Source organism: Janthinobacterium woesei (assembly GCF_051380875.1).
Lineage (GTDB): Bacteria > Pseudomonadota > Gammaproteobacteria > Burkholderiales > Burkholderiaceae_D > Janthinobacterium.
In genome coordinates, this window is the sequence record NZ_JBNYXW010000010.1 from 1 (window position 1) to 20292 (window position 20292).

Annotated in this window: 18 protein-coding genes; 7 read left to right on the forward strand and 11 right to left on the reverse strand. The window is 58.5% G+C overall.

The genetic code is table 11. From position 1 onward, the window contains the following. The first annotated feature begins 106 nt into the window (after positions 1-106). From ACQ4W6_RS12850 to ACQ4W6_RS12880, 7 genes are all read left to right on the forward strand, one after another. Positions 107-439, forward strand: a complete 333-nt coding sequence (locus tag ACQ4W6_RS12850; RefSeq protein ID WP_436567574.1) for a hypothetical protein — start codon at positions 107-109, stop codon at positions 437-439. Positions 440-656: 217 nt separating this feature from the next. Beyond that, positions 657-1700, forward strand: a complete 1044-nt coding sequence (locus tag ACQ4W6_RS12855) for an alpha/beta hydrolase (protein ID WP_436567575.1) — start codon at positions 657-659, stop codon at positions 1698-1700. Between the two features lie 486 nt (positions 1701-2186). Next, positions 2187-3686, forward strand: a complete 1500-nt coding sequence (locus ACQ4W6_RS12860; RefSeq protein ID WP_436567576.1) for a DUF4331 domain-containing protein — start codon at positions 2187-2189, stop codon at positions 3684-3686. A 14-nt stretch (positions 3687-3700) separates the two neighbouring features. Then, positions 3701-3970 carry a hypothetical protein gene (locus ACQ4W6_RS12865; RefSeq protein ID WP_436567577.1) on the forward strand — a complete coding sequence of 90 codons (270 nt, stop codon included), beginning with the start codon at positions 3701-3703 and terminating at the stop codon, positions 3968-3970. A gap of 71 nt (positions 3971-4041) precedes the next feature. Beyond that, the gene (locus ACQ4W6_RS12870) at positions 4042-5250 is read left to right on the forward strand and encodes a tetratricopeptide repeat protein (protein WP_436567578.1); all 1209 of its coding nucleotides are present in this window, start codon (positions 4042-4044) and stop codon (positions 5248-5250) included. After that, positions 5247-6377: a HupE/UreJ family protein gene (locus tag ACQ4W6_RS12875; RefSeq protein ID WP_436567579.1), complete on the forward strand. Its 1131-nt coding sequence runs from the start codon at positions 5247-5249 to the stop codon at positions 6375-6377. The genes ACQ4W6_RS12870 and ACQ4W6_RS12875 overlap by 4 nt, the downstream gene beginning before the upstream one ends. A 574-nt stretch (positions 6378-6951) precedes the next feature. Then, positions 6952-8301, forward strand: coding sequence for an IS4 family transposase (locus tag ACQ4W6_RS12880; protein WP_436567580.1), 1350 nt, complete (start codon positions 6952-6954; stop codon positions 8299-8301). Positions 8302-8466: 165 nt separating this feature from the next. Here ACQ4W6_RS12880 and ACQ4W6_RS12885 read toward each other — a convergent pair whose 3' ends face one another. The 11 genes from ACQ4W6_RS12885 to ACQ4W6_RS12935 all read right to left on the reverse strand — a co-directional run bounded on the left by ACQ4W6_RS12885 (position 8467) and on the right by ACQ4W6_RS12935 (position 20185). Then, positions 8467-8976 (reverse strand): hemerythrin domain-containing protein, encoded by a 510-nt coding sequence (locus tag ACQ4W6_RS12885; RefSeq protein ID WP_436567581.1) that lies wholly within the window; start codon positions 8974-8976, stop codon positions 8467-8469. Between the two features lie 54 nt (positions 8977-9030). Then, complete coding sequence (locus ACQ4W6_RS12890; RefSeq protein WP_436567781.1) at positions 9031-9486, reverse strand: KGG domain-containing protein; 456 nt, start codon at positions 9484-9486, stop codon at positions 9031-9033. Between the two features lie 331 nt (positions 9487-9817). Beyond that, entirely contained in the window at positions 9818-10345 is a 528-nt protein-coding gene (locus tag ACQ4W6_RS12895; RefSeq protein WP_436567582.1) for a hypothetical protein, read from the reverse strand. A 14-nt stretch (positions 10346-10359) separates the two neighbouring features. Continuing rightward, positions 10360-10782: a BON domain-containing protein gene (locus ACQ4W6_RS12900; protein WP_436567583.1), complete on the reverse strand. Its 423-nt coding sequence runs from the start codon at positions 10780-10782 to the stop codon at positions 10360-10362. A 168-nt stretch (positions 10783-10950) separates the two neighbouring features. Continuing rightward, a complete protein-coding gene (locus tag ACQ4W6_RS12905; protein WP_436567584.1) occupies positions 10951-12111 on the reverse strand; it encodes a zinc-dependent alcohol dehydrogenase in 1161 nt (386 codons plus the stop codon). Between the two features lie 881 nt (positions 12112-12992). After that, positions 12993-14648: a methyl-accepting chemotaxis protein gene (locus ACQ4W6_RS12910; protein WP_436567585.1), complete on the reverse strand. Its 1656-nt coding sequence runs from the start codon at positions 14646-14648 to the stop codon at positions 12993-12995. A 190-nt stretch (positions 14649-14838) separates the two neighbouring features. Then, positions 14839-16221 carry a multicopper oxidase family protein gene (locus tag ACQ4W6_RS12915; RefSeq protein WP_436567586.1) on the reverse strand — a complete coding sequence of 461 codons (1383 nt, stop codon included), beginning with the start codon at positions 16219-16221 and terminating at the stop codon, positions 14839-14841. A gap of 2 nt (positions 16222-16223) precedes the next feature. Further along, a complete protein-coding gene (locus ACQ4W6_RS12920; protein ID WP_436567587.1) occupies positions 16224-17603 on the reverse strand; it encodes a TolC family protein in 1380 nt (459 codons plus the stop codon). A 1-nt stretch (position 17604) separates the two neighbouring features. Beyond that, complete coding sequence (locus ACQ4W6_RS12925) at positions 17605-17997, reverse strand: hypothetical protein (RefSeq protein WP_436567588.1); 393 nt, start codon at positions 17995-17997, stop codon at positions 17605-17607. Between the two features lie 112 nt (positions 17998-18109). Then, positions 18110-18526 (reverse strand): hypothetical protein, encoded by a 417-nt coding sequence (locus ACQ4W6_RS12930; RefSeq protein ID WP_436567589.1) that lies wholly within the window; start codon positions 18524-18526, stop codon positions 18110-18112. Positions 18527-18640: 114 nt separating this feature from the next. Continuing rightward, positions 18641-20185, reverse strand: a complete 1545-nt coding sequence (locus ACQ4W6_RS12935; protein ID WP_436567590.1) for a sensor domain-containing diguanylate cyclase — start codon at positions 20183-20185, stop codon at positions 18641-18643. Positions 20186-20292: the final 107 nt, after the last annotated feature.

Consider the following 20292-nt stretch of genomic DNA (forward strand, 5'->3'; position numbering starts at 1 on the left):
CTACGTTACGTTGTCAGAACCGCTCTTTATTCAGGCTCCTAGGTTCACCGGGTGACACCGGTGGTCTCCTCCGGTCAACGGGGAAACAGCTCCTACACGCGACTTCGTGTCGCAACCAAAAGACGAGAGTAAACGCGAAAACGAGAAAGTTTACAAGGGCTGCCGCAACTCATTGAATGCAAACGGCTTTTTCGCCCACGCGCTCGTTGGTCAGGACTTGTGTATAACGGCGTGCGTTAACGCCCGTGTCGGCTACAAGTTTTCGCCCAAGTTGCGCCTGTCCGTGGAAGTCTACAATCTGACCAATAGGCGCGATTCGGCGATCGACTACGCCTATGAATCACGGCTCCCAGGGGAAGCTGCTGAAGGCAAGTTCGACGTGCATTTTCACCCCATTGAATCTCGCTCGATCCGAGCGAACCTGATCGCCAACTTTTGAAGTGCCAGAATAAACGAATTCGATAGGCCTGAGAAAACTGGATGCGGGTCTACCGTTTGATTCCCTGCAATGTATTCAACTCCCTCGACCTTACAGGCCATAAGGAACGGCTTTGCAAAGTGCGTGCGCGCACATACCAGACCTCACCGATCCAGTATTTTGTGGAATAGCCATATTGCGCTGCCACCTTTTCACGACATCTTTCAGGAGCCACTCCATGACCCGAGCTTTCAAACTTCTCGCCACCGCCTTCGGCGCCATGCTCTACACAGGAGTGCTTGCTGCCGAACCGGCTCAGCCGCCAAAAGCGGACAAGCATATGCAAAAGGTGCTCGACGCGCTCGCATCACTAGGCGGCAAGCCAATCGAAAACCTATCACCGGAAGAAGCGCGCAAGCAACCAACACCTGCCGACGCAGTCAAGAAGGTTATGACCAACATGGGCAAAGACACTGCGCCTGAAGCTGGCGTGACAGTCAAGAGCATGATGATCAAAGGCCCAACGGGCGACTTTCCAATATACATCTACAGCCCTGAAGGTAAGGGTCCCTTCCCCATCATGGTCTACTATCACGGCGGTGGTTTCGTGATTGCGGATACTAAAGTGTACGACGCCTCGCCCCGCGCCCTCGCGAAGATGGCGAAGGCGATTATCGTTTCCGCTGACTACCATCGTGCGCCTGAAAATAAATTTCCGGCCGCGCCCAATGATGCCTTTGCTGCCTATACCTGGACATTGGAGCACGCCAAGGAATTCAACGGCGACCCAACCCGCGTGGCGGTAGGAGGCGAAAGCGCCGGCGGTAATCTGGCAACCGTCGTGTCGTTGATGGCGCGCGAAAAGAAGGCCCCGATGCCGGTCCACCAGTTGCTGGTGTACCCGGTCGTTAGCGACGACATGACGCAGCCATCCTACGTGACTAACGCAAACGCCAAACCGCTCAACAAGCCGATGATGGAATGGTTTTTCAAACACTACGGCGCTGACCCATCGAGTCCAATGGCTCTACCGCTCAAGGCAACTAGCTTGAAAGGTCTTCCTTCTGCAACCATCATTGCAGCTGAAATTGACCCCCTACTCTCCGAGGGCAAGGCATACGCAGACAAGTTGAAGAATGATGGCGTACAAGTAACCTATAAGGAATATGCAGGGGTTACCCATGAATTTTTTGGTATGGGAGCAGTCGTTCCCAAAGCTAAGGAAGCGGAGCAGTTTGCTGCTAACGCGCTTAAAAAGGCCTTTGCGAAAAAAAATAATTAAATCGCATGTATTTCCCAAAAAAATTAAATATAGCGCCGTGGATTCATGCCGAAAACCTACTAATTTGAATGTGAAAAAAAACTTAAGAACGACATTTCGCGAAGGACATTTCACCGTCTGCATTCCTCAAAAAGACATGCTGCCCTTCCTTGTCGACGCTTAAACGAGCCTGGACAGTCTCGGTCCACGCCCGTAAGCGCAATATGCACCAAACAGAACTTGTTAGCGAGTTTAGTTGACATCAGACTCTCTTTGCTTCGTCGTCTTTGCTTACTATCTCGCAAGCAACAAAATGAAGCAATGAAACTTTTAATGTTGACCGATTGCAACGAGAGATGACACCAGCGTTGGCACTTGAACGTAATGTTAGATTGACCACATACACACAGCTTGTCTTCATGTATAACTTATTAAGTAACAAGTAATAAATAATAAGTATTCCCATCACCGCGCTTTGCGGTCATGGAACTCATGGAGACACGAAAAATGAAAGCTTATAATAAAGTCACGCTATGCGCGCTGGCGGCTGCCACAGCCACATTATTCGCGGCCACGATCGGCCCCGCGCGAGCATCGAGTCACCGCGAAGCACCGTTCTTGACCAAAGCCCCCAAAGTTGACGGAACTGACTTCTATATGTTCAGAAGTTACGCCCCAGGCCGCGACGGCTATGTCACGATGATCGCCAACTTCATTCCATTCCAAGATCCGCAAGGCGGCCCGAATTTCTACCAGTTTGATGAAAACGCGCTGTACGAAATCCACGTCGACAACAATGGCGACGCAAAGGAAGACATCACCTTCCAGTTTCGCTTCAAGAACACGTCAAAACATGCCGCACTGACGATCGGCGGCAAGTCCGTGTTGATTCCACTTATTAATTCGTCGACTATTTCAGGTGTTAATCCTGCCTCACTGAACGTGCGGGAAACCTACACCATTGATCTTGTCAAGGGGGACCGACGCGGCGGGACGCGCACTCGCCTTGCAGGCGCAACTGGTGGAGCGACCGAGTTCGACAAGCCTGTGGACAACATCGGCGACAAGACGTTCGGCGGCGCGACCGGCTATGAAACTTATGCTAACCTGCATATGTACAACGTGGCGATGGGAACATGCGGCACCGGCCGTGTGTTCGTGGGCCAGCGCAAAGAGCCGTTCTACATCGCCGTGGGCAAGATCTTTGACCTGTTTAATCTGAACCCGCTTGGCCCTGAAGTGGGTGGCAATAAGAACGATTTGGAAGGCAAAAACATCAGTTCGATTGCTATAGAAATGCCAATTGCCTGCCTGACCAACGGCACTGAGCCAGTCATCGGCGCTTACGCGACCGCCAGCATGCGTCAAGGGCGCCTGCTGAACCCAACACCTGGCACTGGCTTGAATAACGCCACCAAGGAAGGCGGTGCATGGAGCCAAGTTTCGCGCGTCGGCATGCCGCTCGTGAATGAAGTCATCATCGGAATGGATGACAAGGATCGCTTCAATGCGTCAAAGCCGAAAGATGACGCACAGTTCATCAACTACGTCACTAATCCGGTGCTACCCGCAGTGGTGGAGACCCTATTCCCGTCAGCCAAAGCGCCAACCAATTTCCCGCGTAACGACTTGGTCACCGTTTTCCTGAAAGGTCTCGAAGGCGTCAATCAACCAAAAAACGTAGTAGCTTCTGAAATGCTACGGTTGAATACGGCGATCGCGCCAACCGCTCAGGAGACGCAAAATCCGCTCGGCGTAGCTGGTGGCGATAATGCAGGTTTCCCAAATGGACGCCGTCCAGGTGACGACGTCGTTGACGTTTCACTGCGCGTGGCGATGGGCGCGTTATGCGCGTTGACCGGCGCAAGTGATACATTGAAAGTTGGATGCAAACCTAGCGATGCACCTGCCGGCGGCTTAGTGCTTACTGACGGCGTACGTAAGACCGCCGCCGATTTCAAGGCGGCCTTCCCTTACCTGAATACGCCGTTGCCAGGCAATAACTGAGAGGAGGAAGCGTCATGAAACCAATCGATTTCATTTCCGGAAAATGGGCAACAGTTATCGCGGTCGCGCTGCTCTCTGTCGCCAGCCTCGCTGGTTGCGGCAGCGACAACAATATTGGCGACGATCATCCTCCTCCAGAGCCGACGCCCACGCCAGTGATAGATGCGTTCTACGCCATCGTCGCTGCATTGACGGCAAATTCACCTGACGACACTGAGGCTGTCTCCATCGAGGCCACCGTTGTCACCGCGCCGGAAGACACGGAGCCACAGCCACTGGGCTAAGTGCGCGTGAAAGTGCGCGGCTGGAACCTTTTGCTCTCACAAGCGGGGGTTCCACTTTCTCAAAGGCCACCATGAACATGGATTTTCCTCACTGCCGACCGGACCACGCGCTCGCCATTCTGCTGCTATTATTTTTATTAAACGTCACCTGTTCTGCTAAACCTTACATACCCGCAAACGGTGCGCAAGTCATCGAGTACTTGCCAGTCCGCGCCAACCCCATCCAGCGCGAGCTTCTCAAACTGCGTAGTGAACTAAGTAAAGAGCCAAAAAACCTGCCACTCGCGAGCATCCTTGTGCGGCGCTACATCGAGCAGGCCCGCATTGAAGGTGACCCGCGTTACCTGGGCTATGCGCAAGCGGCGCTGGCGCCATGGTGGAAACAGCGGGACGCACCAGACGAGGTACTGGTGTTGCGTGCCACCCTATTTCAGAGCACGCACCGGTTTGCGGCGGCACTGGCCGACCTCGACACCGTGCTGCGACGGGATACCGGGAATGCCCAAGCGTGGCTAACACGCGCCACCGTCCAGATGGTGACGGGCGACCTCGTCGCAGCCAAAGGTAGTTGTATGCGTCTGTATTCGCGCGCACCTGCATTGATCGTGCAAACCTGTTTGTCTAATGTTGGCAGCCTGAACGGCGACGCCAAGAGTAGCTTCTCCAGCTTGAAAGCGATGCTAGAGCGTTATCCCGATACTGACCCGAAAGTGCGTGGCTGGACACAAACTTTGCTGGCCGAAATGGCCGCGCGCAACGGCGATGACGTGATGGCCGACACGCTATTCCGACAGGCGTTGGACGCGGGAGAGCCAGACAGTTACCTACTTGGCGCCTGGTCGGACTTCCTGCTCGACCGTGGCCGCTCGACCGAAGTTGCCAAGCTGCTCAAGGACAAAGGCCGCATCGATGCGTTGCTGCTGCGGTATGCGATCGCGCTAAAAAACGTCGGATCAACCGATGCGAAGGCGCAGACCGAAGCGTTGCGTAGTCGGTTCAACGCGGCCATGCTGCGCGGAGACACTGTCCACCAACGCGAGCAGGCCCGATTCGAGCTAGTTCTGAACAACGACTCACAATCCGCCGTGCGACTGGCCCTGCTAAATTGGGCGGTACAAAAGGAACCTGCCGATCTTCGTATCCTGATCGAATCAGCGGTTGCCAGTGGCAACGTTACTGCGGCCAAAACTGCCCTTGACTGGATCGCCAAATTCAAAATTGAGGACCGGACCATTGCCAGACCGCTGGCGAAACTGCGTGCACTGGGCCAGCGGACGTGAAGGGCGCGCTTTCCGTATTACTGACAGTGATGCTGGCCGTGTGCGCCGCGCCGGCAATGGCTCATAAACCGAGTGATAGCTACCTGACCTTGAGGGTCCACGGCAAGCAGGTGGACGGTCAATGGGACATTGCGCTGCGTGACCTCGACATGGCCATCGGTCTCGATGCCGATGGCAACGGAGAACTCACCTGGGAGGAGGTGCGTGCTAAACATGGCGATATCGCCGCCTATGCTCTAGCGCGCCTGATTATTGCGGTGCCAGGGGGCGGGAGCTGCCCGCTGGTGTCATCGGCTCAGCTGCTCGACGATCACAGCGACGGAGCTTATACGGTGCTGCGCCTGCACGCTGTGTGTCCAATCGAGGTCTCCACGTTGAACCTCGACTACAAGCTGCTGTTTGATCTCGATCCACAACATAAAGGTTTGCTTCGTCTAGAAAATGGGGCCTTTACCTCCACCGCCATCTTCACTCCCGACAGTGCCAACCAGACACTGAAATTGGCGGCTCCGTCGCGCTGGCGGCAGTTTTGTGACTACGTCAAACATGGCGTTTGGCATATTTGGATCGGCTTCGACCATATTTTGTTCCTGCTTTCGCTACTGCTGCCGGCGGTATTGGTGTGGCGCGACCGGAGCTGGCAAGCTCGCGACACATTCCGCTCCTCCGCGCTCGAGGTGCTGAAGATCGTAACTGCCTTTACATTGGCCCATTCAATAACGCTGACCGTTGCGACACTTGGCTTGGTAGCACTGCCGTCTCAGTTTGTCGAATCGGCAATTGCTGTATCGGTTATGCTAGCGGCAATAAACAATATCTGGCCCATGACCAGTCGTCTGGCTCTGGTAGCATTTGCCTTCGGGTTGATTCATGGTTTCGGTTTCGCCAGCGTGCTGCTTGATCTTGGATTGCCTACCGGGTCGTTGATGCTGTCTCTGATAGGCTTTAACATCGGAGTTGAGTTAGGGCAGATTGCTATTGTTGTAGTGTTTCTCCCAGTCGCGTTCGTCGCACGACGTAGTTTCGTCTATCGGAAATTCGTACTCCAGGCAGGATCTGCGTTGATTATATTGATTTCGGCGGTATGGCTATTTGAGCGTATGCTTAATGTCAAGATTATTTCGTGATAGGCGTTGAATAAACGAATTAAGCTAACATTTTCCAGCACTTTTCGACAGCTAACACCGGGGGCGATAGTTAGCATCAGTCCCTACAGTAATCGTGTGCTTATATCCGGATGACATGCATGGCCAAATGACCAGACCAAACTGACTGAAGCCGCTGCCAGAACAACGGGCCGTGGCCATTGCAGCACACATGGTAGCGGTGTACCGTTCGACTCCGGAAGCTGCGTGCTACGCAACAGGACGACACGGTGGATTTGCTTCGAATGTCAGCGGCGACGTAACTTGGCACTTCCCCCTTCACTCACCAAATGAGGGAGCGTACGGACTAGTTCGAAGTGCATGTGTGACTAAGGCTTTGAGGTCAGCTCGCGACAGGGCGCTACCTGGTATATGAAAGCTCCGCGAAACTGTTTAACCCAATTTTCTGTTCCATTGCACCTCTAACCCACGTCGTTATACACAAGTGCTGACCGTCGAGCGCGTGGGCGAAAAAGCCGTTTACATTCAATGCGTTGCGGCAGCCCTTGTAAACTTTCTCGTTTTCGCGTTTACTCTCGTCTTTTAGGTAAATCAATTGGCGACCGCATCGACGCACTGGGCAGCAACGGAGTTTGAACAGCTGGACTTGGGTGATGCGCGCCTGAACAAGCGAGCGAGAATACTGATGGAACGATTTGCAGCCGATCCGATGGCGAGCATCCCGAAGGCCAGCCTGGGCTGGAGCGAAACGGTGGCGGCGTATCGGTTTTTCGACAACGACAGCGTCGATTGGCGCACCTTGATGGCGCCGCACTGGCAACAGACCCAGCAGCGCATGGCGGCCTATCCCGTCATCCTGTGCCTGGAAGACACGACGGAACTCGATTTCAACGGCCAGGAGAGCAAAGGGCTGGGGCCGCTGAGCTACGAGGCCCAGCGCGGCATGTATGTGCATCCAACTTACGCAGTGACACCCGAACGAGAGCCGCTGGGCGTGCTGAATGCGTGGATGTGGGCGCGTACTTTGAAGGATGAGGCCGGCCAGCGCGGCGGCCCGAAGGAAAGCCTGCGCTGGATCGAGGGCTACGAGCGCATTGCCGAGATGGCACCCGAATTGCCCGGCACACGCCTGGTGTACGTGGCCGACCGCGAAGCCGACCTGATGCCATTGATGGCACGGGCTCAAGAGCTGGGCACGCCGGCCGACTGGCTGGTACGCGCCAAGCACAACCGCTGTTTGCCCGAAGGCAACAAGCTGTGGGCGCACACCACCGAAGGTGCACCGTTGGGCGAGATCAGCTTCCAGATGCCGGCGCGCAAAGACGTGAAGGCGCGTCCTGTGCGCCAGCAACTGTGGGCGCGGCGCATCGAACTTCCGGCGGGAAAAGGCGCGACGGTATCGGCCACGTGCGTCGTCGCACGCGAAATCGGCGCGCCGACCGGCGCCACGCCGGTCGAATGGCGATTGCTGACGAACCGCACGGTGGACAACGACATCGACGCCGTCGCCTTGATCGACTGGTATCGAGCCCGCTGGGAAATCGAAATGCTGTTCGACGTGCTGAAAAACGCCTGCCGCGTCGAGGCGCTGCAGCTGGGCACGATCGAGAAGCTCGAACGTGCGCTGGCTTTGTTCATGGTCATCGCCTGGCGAATCGCTTACCTGATGCGTAGCGGGCGAACCTGTCCCGACCTTGATGCCACGCTGTTCTTCGACCCGGACGAAATTCATGGTGCTTACCTGTTGAATGATCAGGATATGCCGGACAAACCCAGGCTCAACGACGTGCTGCGTCTGATCGCCCAGTTGGGCGGATTCCTTGGCCGGAAAAACGACGGAGAGCCGGGCGTCAAGACCATCTGGCTTGGGATGAAAGAGGTCAATGTCGCAGCGAAAACAATGGGAAAATTACGGAACCGGGCCAACGCCAAGAATTGTGTATAACGGCGTGCCTCTAACCCCAGTTACGGTGAAAAATCGTACGTACGTGAGAGGACGGGGGGATCTTGCCTGCAGAAACGAGGCACGTTGGTCGCATGCACATGGACAACGGAGGCAAGGGCCGCATCCGCAAGAAGCAGCGCGCGGGAGCGCGCTGCCGTGGTGCTACTACTGCAATAGCGGAAGTTCGATTTCGGCTTTGCGCGCTTTGATCGCTGCACCCAAGCCGTCCAGGTCGAGATTGGCTTTGCGTGCCTTGGGAAACATTTCGCCTTCTTCTTCACCAACGTGGTGATCGATCTGCTCCGACAGCACTTTGACTTTAGCGTCGTAAAGGTCCTCGTCGGGATTCATGGACAGGATCTGTGCAATCAATTCCTTCGCCGAGGCATGCTCGACCGTTGCCTCATCAATGAGATCCTCGTCGCCCGTCGCTTCGCGCACGGCGGGATAGAAAATTTCTTCTTCTGCAGTGGCGTGCTTGGTTAATTCGAGGCAAATTTGCGTCGCCAGTTTTTTCTTGCTCGCGCGCGAGCGGTCGCTGAGCGCATCGTATTGTTCGAACAGCACTTTGACGTTTTTGTGATCCTGAGTCAGCAGGGCAATGGCGTCTACCTGCGCTGTATTGACGGTACGGCCATTAGCGGCTGCTTCCGTTGATTTCGATGTCGTTGCCATGATGTCGATTCCTTGTTGTGTCATTGGACGCGCTACGGCGCGCCCATGGTGGTCTTATTTCGAACGCGAACCCGAACCCGAACCAGATTTATTGCTGCCCGACGATGACGCGGACGAGCTGGAGCGCGCCGAGCCGCCCTGAGTACCGCCGCCCGACTGACCACCATCGGATTTTCCGCCCGAACTGCTGTCGCTCTGCTGGTTACCATCGTTCTTGTGGCTCATGGCGCCGGCTTCGCGTGCTTCTTTGGTCGTGAATTCGTGAGCGTTACCGGAAGCATGTGCCGCGCGGCCGCCCTCGGCAGCGATTTCACGCTGTTTTTCTGGATCCATCGAAGCAAAGCCGCGGTTGCCCGTATCGCCGCTTTGCGACGAGTCCGACTTGCTGCCGCCTTGGTTCCCACTACCCCCTTGCGACTGTTTGCTATCGCTGGAACTCGCCTTCGATCCTTTGGAATCGCTTCCCGATGGGGTATTGCTGCCTTGATTACCCGCCTTTGTTTGATGCAGTCATGATGATCTCCAATGTGGTTGTAAACCTGGTCAACGTCATCAGCCGATAATGTCGCCGGGGAATCAATCTTAGGGCGTCTGTAGGGCTATATCATCAGACTTTCACCTGCTTTTGCGTAGGACTGTGACTAGCTGATTGTTTGGTGCAAGGCAGTAGCCCGACTAGCCCCCCCAGTTCATGTGCTTCATGACGGTGACCGCTGAACAGGGCTCGGCCGGCATATGACGTTTGCGACTGCGTCTAGCTCATGCCGAAGTCTGACGCTGCAGGGACCCATCCAGTCCTTTCTTGGCATGCAGATCTAACGGTGCCTCGAGCGAGAAACGTCTAGCTGTTCGCAGGGGCGTGCGATTCGGAGGTAGATTTGATGTCCGTTGCTTTCTCCCGTTCAAAGATCTCTTTGGCCGCAGTTACTTGGTCCGATTGGTTGGTATGTACCGAGATGAGGATGTTGCCATCACGGACTTTGCCGTCATAAAGCTTTGCCTCGTATTCTGGAATGCCCATGCCGACCAATCCACCGATGAGGCCGCCAGCCGCACCACCGACGGCCGCGCCGCCCAGGGCCGCCATGATCGGGCCTGCTGCGATAAATGGGCCAACACCTGGAATGGCCAAGGAGCCGATGCCGGCGAGCCATCCCAAAATGGCGCCTGTGCCCATGCCGGCAATGCCGCCGGTAGTTGCACCCTCAGGCATTTTCGTGTTCTGTTCGTGTGCGAAGTCGCGTGTGCCGGACTTATCTGGAAACAGCACCGAGATCGCATCGTTGGAAAAGCCGGCGTTCTTGAGGCTATCGACGATGTTCTCAGTTTGCGTTTGATTTTGCGCAATGCAATAGACTGCAGTGTTCATGATGATTCTCCGAATTAATGGGTTTTGACATCTACTTGATTGTCTACAGCGCTTACCCCGGCGACCGACTTGGCCAGCGCGGAAAGCTTGTTCTTTTCGTCGTCACTTTTGACGGGACCGCGCAGCGTCACGACGCCGGCGCTGAAGTGGATTTTCACGTTGTGCGCATAGGTCGACAGCGATTTATCTTTGACAATGCTTTTGCGCACCGCCGCTAGAACCTCACGGTCGGCCTTGGCATTAGACTGTGCCTGCGGCGTCACCTCTGCATTACCGGCATCGCGCGCGTTCAGTTTGGTATTGTCGGCATCGATCATAGCTGGGCTAGTCGAAGCTGGTCGCTCATTCATCTTCGCAGGGTCTTGGTCACTTGCCCAAGCCGAACCGATGCACGCCAGGAAGGCCACCCACACAATTTCTTTCGGCATGTATTTCATGGTCATCACTCCTTTAACGCTTTTGCGGAATCTCCACTATCGGCATCTTCCATGTGCAAGTCTGTTCGTAAAATCACACATGAAGCGTTTAGATTGTGGCATTAGGGGCGCATGTGCCTGCGGCCAATTCGATCTCCATTACTTGGCATGCGTTCATACACCCGCTTGCTAAGGGCGCAACACGATCTTCCTGCAGGCGTCGTCTTTTTTGTCGAACATCTTGTAGCCGTCTGGTGCCTGTTCCAGATTCATGCGGTGGGAGATAAGCACTTCCGGACGCAACTTGCCTTCGTCGATAAATTGCAACAGCTCCGGCATAAAGTGCTGCACATGGGTTTGCCCGGTCTTGAAGCCGATGCCTTTTTCAAAGACGTCGCCGAACAGGAAACCGTGAATGAAACCCGCATAGACGCCGGGCACGCTGACAGTGCCGCCGCGACGCACGGCGGCAATACACTGGCGCAGCGCGCTGCCGCTGCTGCCTTCGAGCTTCAGCGCCGCCAGCGTGGTTTCCAGGGCGCTGCCCTTGGCTTCGAAGCCGACGGCATCGATGACGGCGTCGACACCGCGATAGTTGGTGTTTTCAATGATGACTTCGGCAGCATCGGCGTCATCGAAATTAATCGGTATCACGCCGTACGTGGCCTTGGCGAAGTCGAGGCGGTAGGCGTGGTGGTCGATCATGAAGATTTTCTCAACGCCGAGCATGCGGGCGCTGGCCGCAGCCATTTGGCCGACTGGGCCGGCGCCGAAGATGGCCAGGCTCGATCCCGGCCCCACACCGGCGTTCTTGACGGCCTGGTAGCCCGTTGGCAGGATGTCGCTGAGAAAGAGTACTTGCTCGTCTTCGAGATTATTGGGAATCTTGATGGGACCGACATTCGCTTTCGGCACGCGCACGTACTCGGCTTGCCCGCCGGGTACGCCGCCATACATATGGCTGAAACCGAACAGTGCCGCGCCCGAGCGCAGTGACTTCTTGTTCATTATGGTGCCGCGGTCGGGATTGGTCGTCTCGCAGGCGGAAAACAGGTGCATGTCGCAGAAGAAGCAGCTGCCGCAGGCGATCACGAAGGGCACAACGACGCGGTCGCCTTTCTGCAGCTTCGTGACGGCAGGCCCGACATCGACGACGATGCCCATGAATTCGTGGCCCATGATATCGCCTTCTTTCATGCCTGGCACCTTGCCACGGTAGAGATGCAGGTCGGAGCCGCAGATGGCAGTCGCGGAGATCTTGAGGATGATATCGTCCGGCTCCTGGATAACGGGGTCGGGTACTGTGTCGACCTTGACGTCGTGAGCAGAATGGTAGACCAGTGCACGCATGACAACTCCTTAAAAGGTGTAATGAGATGATCGCCGACCGGGCGAGCCTCAGCGATATCGCTGCAGCAACTTATTAATCAGTGGTCGTTCTTATGACTCTGGCTCTCAGCGGCAGCATGCTGTGCGGGTGTGACGCCCTGCACGCGCCGAATTACCGGACGACGACAAGCCAACTGCTTGTCGAAACTAAGTTCGCATCGTCATTATTGTGTATTTGGAAACTATCAGCGAGGTGTTGAGCGTACGTACTGCCTTGGCTGCCCGAACCGGAACTGCTGTAGTTCAGGTGCCATCATGGAGTGCGAGTCAAAGTTATGGAATAGGATCACAAGCCCAGGGGAGGTAGGAGCACTCTTAGTTCTGCAAGAACATAGCTTGTCGCCGCAGTGATCAGCTTGGCGTAATCTTTACTTACAGTAATCGTGTGGTTATATCCGGATGAATGCATGGCCAACGACCTGACCAAACTGACTGAAGCCACTGCCAGAACAACGGGCCGTCGCTATTGCAGCACACATGGTAGCGGTGTTCCGTTCGATTCTGGACACTACGTGCTACGCAACAGGATGACACGGTGGATTTGCTTCGAATGTCAGAGGCGACGCAACTTGGCACTACCCCCTTCACGCACCAAATGAGGGTGCGTGAGGACTAGTTTGAAGTGGCATGTGTGACTAAGCGTCGAGGTCCAGCTCGCGACAGTGCGCTACCTGGTATATGAAAGCTCCGGGAAACTGTTTAACCCGGTTTTCTGTTCCATTGCACCTCAAACCCCAGACTCAACAGCGGGATGGCGAAACGAGACGGCATGGCAGACCCGGCAGTAATGGACGATAGCGACAGCCTACCACCGCCCCGGCACTTGTGCTCGCCGCCAGCGCTCAGGCCAGGCGCCGCACGCCCTGCCTGGCCACGGCGGCAGGACGGCGCAGCGGCGTCACATTGCTGGCGGGCCGCACGGCGATGTTTTCCGCCTGGGCATGCAGGCGGAACACGCCGACCAGTTCCGTCAGCACCTGCGCCTGCTCCTGCAGCGATTCTGCCGCCGCCGCTGCCTCTTCCACCAGGGCCGCATTTTGCTGCGTCACCTGGTCCATTTGCAGCACGGCCTGGTTGACTTGCTCGATGCCGGCGCTCTGCTCGGCGCTGGCAGCCGTGATTTCCTGCATGATATCGGCCACCTGGCGCACGCTGACAACCACCTCGTCCATCGTCTTGCCCGCGTCATGCACGAGCCTGGAACCGATTTCCACCTGCTCGACAGAGTCGCCGATCAGGGTCTTGATTTCCTTGGCGGCACTGGCCGAGCGTTGCGCCAGGTTGCGCACCTCGGCTGCCACGACGGCGAAGCCGCGCCCCTCCTCGCCCGCCCTGGCCGCTTCCACGGCCGCGTTCAAGGCCAGGATGTTGGTCTGGAAGGCGATGCCGTCGATGACGCTGATGATGTCGACGATCTTGCGCGAGGCAGCGTTGATCGATTCCATGGTCTGCACCACCTGGCCCACCACCGCGCCGCCCTTGCCCGCCACGTCGGAAGCGGCGCCGGCCAGTACATTGGCCTGGCGCGCGTTGTCGGCATTCTGGCGCACGGCCGACGTCAGCTCTTCCATCGACGACGCCGTTTCTTCCAGGGAACTTGCCTGCTCTTCCGTGCGCGACGACAGGTCCAGGTTGCCCTGGGCGATTTCGCCGGACGCCGTATTGATGGTATCCGTGCCGGAACGCACCTGGCTGACGATGCCCACCAGCTTGTCGCGCATGGTTTTCATGGCAAACAGCAAGCTGGCGCTGTCGTGGCTGGCCGTGCGGATATCCACGGAGAGGTCGCCCTCGGCGATAGCGCCGGCGATCCTGACAGCATACGCCGGTTCACCGCCCAGCTGGCGCGTCAGTCCCCGCGTGATCAGCACGCCCAGACCCAGGCCGGCGGCCACGCTGCCCAGCACCAGCGCCAGCATGAAAATGCGGCTGGCCTGGTACACGCTGGACGCTTGCGCGGCGGCATCCTTGGCCCGCTCTTCCTTCTGCAGGGACAGTTTTTCCAGCACGCCATCGAGCTCATCGGCATGCAGCCGCGTCTTGCTCAGCAGCTCCGTCAGCTGCGGGCTGCGCTGGGCCAGCGGCTCGGTGGCCGCCAGCGTCAGCGCCTGCTGCATGGTCGTGACGTACTCGACATCGACGGCGGCAAAGCGGTCGAACAATTCCTTAGCGGCCGCCGTGACGAACAGGGGCCGGGCCTTGGCCAGCTGGCTTTTGTTCGCTTCGAGGAATTTGGCGATATCGGCCAGGCGCCGGCTACGCTCTTCGTCCGTGGTTGCCAGCAGGAAATTGCTGCGCGCCCGGCCCACCTTGATCAAGGCGATATTGGCTTCCTTGATATATGACAAGCCCAGCAATTCATTGTTGTACATCTGCCCGGCCATAGTATCGATCTTGCCCATGTTGAAGATCCCTATCCCGGCCACGATGGCGCCCATCAGCGCTACACAAAAGAATGCCGCCAGCAAACGCGTGCCCACCTTCATCTGATTCAACATGACTCCTCCATTTTTTTAGCGATCAAACCTGCAAAGAATTTCCAGGAAGCATCTTGACTTGAATATAGAGAAAAGAGGATGGGAAAAATGCGCTTATTGTCACATAACAACACTTTCTTGATCTGCATCAACAAAAACAAGGGCTTGCCATGTTAGGCAAGCCCTTGTTTTTCGGCATCAACAGCAAGTCTTAATGCCCTGTGTGTCCGGCCGGTTTGCGCACCGTCATCTCGACGCCGCCCTTGGCCGGCAGCTTGCCCTTGCCCTGGCTGCGCACCGGTTCCGGCAAGGCGCCCGTCCATTCATACGCCACGCTGCCTGCCGGGTGCTGGTACCAGCCCGGATCGCGGTAGTCGCCCGGCTTTTGATCCTTGCGCACCTTCACCGTGGTAAACATGCCACCCATGCCGATGGCGCCGAACGGGCCGTCGCCGGCCATCATCGGCAAGGTGTTGTCGGGGATCGGCATCTGCATCTCGCCCATGTCGGCCATGCCGCGCTCGCCCATCACCATGTAGCCGGGCACGAGCTGGTTGATCTTCGCCGCCACGCCCTGGTGGTCGACGCCGATCATGGTCGGCACGTCATGCCCCATGGCATTCATCGTGTGGTGCGACTTGTGGCAGTGGAAAGCCCAGTCGCCAAGGTCGGTGGCAGTAAATTCCACGGCGCGCATCTGGCCGACGGCCACGTCGGTGGTCACTTCGGGCCAGCGCGACTCGGAGCGCGTCCAGCCGCCATCGGTGCCCGTGACCTCGAATTCGTGGCCATGCATGTGGATCGGATGGTTCGTCATGGTCAGGTTGCCCACGCGCACGCGCACCCTGTCGCCCTGGCGCACCACCATCGGGTCGATGCCGGGGAAGACGCGGCTATTGAAGGTGAACAGATTGAAATCGGTCATGGTCATGATCTTCGGCGTGTAGCTGCCAGGGTCAATGTCATAATTGCTGAGCAGGAAGACGAAATCGCGGTCCACCTTCATGAAATTCGGGTCTTTCGGGTGCGTCACCCAGAAACCCATCATGCCCATCGCCATCTGCGTCATTTCATCGGCATGCGGGTGGTACATGAAGGTGCCGGGCCGCTTGGCGATGAATTCATAGACAAAGGTCTTACCTGGGGCAATACCGGGCTGTGTCAGGCCAGTGACGCCATCCATGCCGTTGGGCAGGCGCTGGCCATGCCAGTGCACGCTGGTGTGTTCCGGCAATTTATTGGTTACAAAAATGCGCACGCGGTCGCCCTCCACCACTTCGATGGTCGGGCCTGGCGACTGGCCGTTATAGCCCCACAGATTGGCCATCATGCCGGGCGCCAGCTCGCGCACGACGGGCTCGGCCACCAGATGGAACTCCTTGACGTTGTTGTTCATGCGCCAAGGCAAGGACCAGCCATTCAGGGTGACGACAGGATTGAATGGACGCCCGTTCGGCGGTGGCGGCGGCGCTTTCGTGTCCGCGCCCGCCATGCTGGCCGCTTCCGGCAGGGATGCCGCACCGACGCGGCTGACGGCAGCCGCACTCAGGGCGACGGCGCCCGCATTCATGAAAAAGTTTCTACGTGTAATCATCATTATTCCTTTGCCTCAGTTGCCACAGTTGCCACACTTGGGCCGCTGCCATTGATGGCCGATTGCAACTCCGTTTGGGCGATCCAGAAATCGCGCTGGGTTTCGATGGCGCTGTTGACGCTGGCGACCTGTTCGCGCGCGTCGGCCAGCAATTCAAACACGCTGGCCAGCATGCCGTTGTAGCGCAGCAATACTTCATGCGAGATCGTTTTGCGCAGCGGCACGACTTCATCGCGGTAGTGGCGCGCCAGGTCGTAGGCCGTGCGGTAGCTCGAATACGCCTCGCGCACTTCGGAGCGGGCGCGCACGGCCGTGCCCGCCGTACGCTGCAACGACTGCTCGTACAAGGCTTGCGCCTTGGCATTGCGCGCCGTGCCCCAGTCGAACAGGGGCAACTCCAACGACACTGCATAGCCGTTTTCGCGCGGCGCTTCGCTGCTACTCTTGTTGCTGTAGCCCACGTCGAGCACATTGATGAAACCCGTCACCTTCGACAGGCCCAGCGCGCTGGCCGTGGCGTGCGCGTCGATCTTGCTCATCTGCACGTCGAGGCGCTGCTCCATCGCCTGCGCCTCGATATTGCCGGCCTCGACCGCCTGGGTGGGCAAATCGGGCAGGCGCTCGGGCAAGGCAAAGCTTGTTTGCTTGCCCCACAGGCCCAGCAGGCGCGTCAGGTGCTCGCGCGTGGCCAATGCCTGGTGGCGCGCGCGCGCCAGATCGCTGACGGCGTCCGCATAAAACACTTGCTGGCGCGCCTGGTCGAGGCGGCTCCAGTTGCCCGCCTGCTGCAAGCGCGTAGCCAGCTGGGCGCCCGCCTCGGCCGACACCAGCGCGCGTTGCATGAACTGTTCCGTCTGCCCGGCCGCCACGGCGTCGAAATAGGCGCGGCGCGTGTTCGCTGCCAGCTGCACGGCGGAAGCTGCGGCCTGCAGCTTGGCTTGCTCGAAGCGGCCCCGCTCGATATTCACGCGCAGGGGCATGGTCAGCAGGCCGGCCAGGTCGAAACTCACGCCGCGGTCGATTTCATTGCCGTGGCTGCCGTGCGAGCGGCCGAACGACAGGCCCGGATTGCGCAAGCGCCCCGCTTGCACCAGGTCCGCTTCGGACGCGCCCAGCTCGGCCAGCGCCACTTTCAAGCCGTGGTTGTTCATCAGCGCGATGCGCACGGCGCTGTCGGCGTCCAAAGGCTGGGCCAGCAGCTGCGCCAGCTTGTCCGCGCCGCCCTTGTCGGCCAGCGCGTCGGGCGCGCCCGTGCGGGCGTCGGCCAGCGCGGACACAGTCTGCATGCCGCCGTCCCGGCTGAAACTGGTGCAGCCGCCCAGCAGCAGGACGGCCGCCAGCGCCAGCGGCGTAAGGCAATACGATTTTTTGTAGCGGGCCATCTCAGTGTCCTTCATGGTGGTGTTGCGCCCCCACCTTGGTGTCCACCTTGGTGGCGGGCTTGTCCGCAGGCTTGGGCATGGCTTGATCTTGATCCTTATCCTGCGGCATCGGCATCGGCATCTTGTGGCCGTCCATCTTCATCGCGTGGCCCATGTGCCCGCCGGCGGCGCCAACTTTCTGGTTCAAGGCGCGCCAGGCCTGGTCGGGCGTGGCGTCGTCCTCTGCAGCGGGGCGGTAGCCGTCGAAGGCGGAACGGTAGCTGGTAACAGGCACGGGCGCTTGCGCCTCTTGCGGGGCGGCAATTGTTGCGGCGGGAGGGGCTGGATTGGCGGCGCTGGCAGCGAGCGGCAGCGCGGCGCACGCAGCCAGCGTGAGGCAAAGTAGGTGCTTCATGGTAATCCTTGAATGACAGGGTATGGCGCGGCGGGCGCGCGGATGGAACTCTGGCTTAGCCGGTGCAAGGTGCAGTGACATGCCACTGCGGCACCGCCAGGTTCACGGGCGGTCAGGCGGAGTGCGTCATTCTCGGGGGACGTTCGAGGCCGGACGGTATATGCCCGGCGAACAGGGGATCGGGCGCCAGCGCCGGTGGCGGCGCGCGCAGGCTCAAGGCTTGCAGCTTGGGCATGCCCGCTGGCACCGAGGCGCCCACCGTGCAGGCGCCATGGTTGCTGCAATCGTGGCCATGCTGCATGGCAGCGCCATCGCCCGTCGCCATCTTCATCTGCACCGGCTGATCCTGGACCTGCATATCAGCCATATTGTGGCACTGCGGGGCTGGCGCCTGCATGACCGTGACAACTACCGCAAGCTCGTCCACGCAGCAGCTGCGCATGGCCGACGCAAAGCCCTGCAAGGGCAGCGTGACGGCCAGCAGCCAGAGCAGCGAGCGGGCGAGAAAGCGGAAAAAGGCACGGTTCATGGCATGACTATAAACCTTCCCATATGAGGAAGGTCAAGCCTATATTTGCGATTAATCATCGTGCGCCCACTCCCTGGAGGGGATGCCGATAGGCGCCGATAAAACAGGGGCGGCTCAGGCGGGTTCCGTGATGCCCACGCAGTTGCGCCCGTTTTGCTTGGCCACATACAGCGCTGCATCGGCGGCCAGTAGCACGGCTTCCGCGCTGCCCTCCTCGCGCACCGACGAGACCACGCCCAGCGATACCGTGATGGCGCCGGCGCCGGCAATCACGGCGTCGGCCACCCTGGCGCGCAGGCGCTCGGCCACCTGCATGGCCGCGTCGAGGTCAGCGTCGGGCAAGAGCATGATGAATTCGTCGCCGCCGTTGCGGCACAGCACGTCGGCATCGCGCGAACAGGCGCGCATCAGCTGCGCCAGGCGCAGGATGACGTCATCACCGACGCCATGCCCCCACTGATCGTTGACTTGCTTGAAATGGTCGATATCGATGGCGATGACGGAAAACGGCCGCGTTTGCGCCTGCCATGCGTCCAGCGCCACCGCCATGCCGCGCCGGTTGGACAGGCCCGTCAGCGGGTCCGTCTGCACGTCCGAATTCAGCTTGCCGATCTTGTTCTGCAGCAGCGCCAAGCCTTTCAGCAAGGCTTTCTTGATCTGCGCCGCCTCAACATACCAGGAGCGGATGGCGGCAAGCTGCTCGGCCGTGCCCGGCGTGTCCATGCGCCGCGCGCCCTCGGCCAGTTGCATCAGGGGCCGCGAAATCAGGCTGGCCAGCCACCAGATGAACGGCAGGCTCAGCAAGGCGACCGGCAGGGAATGCCACACCGTATTGGCCATCAGCTGGTTCAGCGGCGCCAGGGTCATCGCCGTCGACCGCTGCGCCACGATGCCCCAGCCCGTCGAGGGCATGACGGCGTAGCCAGCCAGCATGTCCACGCCCTGACTGTTGAGCATGCGCTGGCTGCCGCTCCCCTGGTCGACAATGATGGAGTCGATCACGTCATTGGCGCCGTTCACGTTGCCCAGGCGCTGGGGGTCCGGGTGATACAACAAGCGCCGGTTCTGGTCCACCACGTAAATGTAGGAACCGTCGCGGTAGTAGTGCTGGCCCAGCATGGTGTACAGGATATTTTTCTGTTTCAGGTAAATGCTGCCGCCCACATAGCCCAGGTAGCGTCCACCCTTGCCGAAGATGGGATGCGAAATGAACACCACCAGGTTGCCGGCCGAGGAGACGTACGGCTGGGTAATCAGGGGGCGGCGCTCGCTCAAGGCTTGCGCGGCGCCCAGCGAATCGAGCTGGCGGTTTTTCAAGGCCAGCGCTTCCGGCGACACGCCCAGCACCTTGCCCAGGCTATTGACGATGAGTGCGGAATTAAAACTGTTGGTTTGCAGGCGCAGGCGCTGCGCCTCTGCGCTCAGCCAGGCGTCATCGTCCATGCGCGACGGCAGGTTGGCGGCGCTGTAAGCCAGTTGCTGGCGCGCCGACTGCAGGAAATCCTCGGCCGTGCTGGCCAGCTTGCTCGCATATGCATGGTTTGCTTCCAGGGTGGTATCGATCAGCAATTGGCGCTGCACCCGGTAACTGGCATAAAAAGTGTTGGCGAGCGATACCACGGCACTGACAAACGCCACGAGCACGATCAAGCGGCGCAAATTTATGCGCAGAACAGGTTTAGTCCACATGGCACCGGTAATAAATACACAATATTGCGATAAAGAAAGAGTGCATTATACCGAGTAAGCCATGCCAACATTCAATT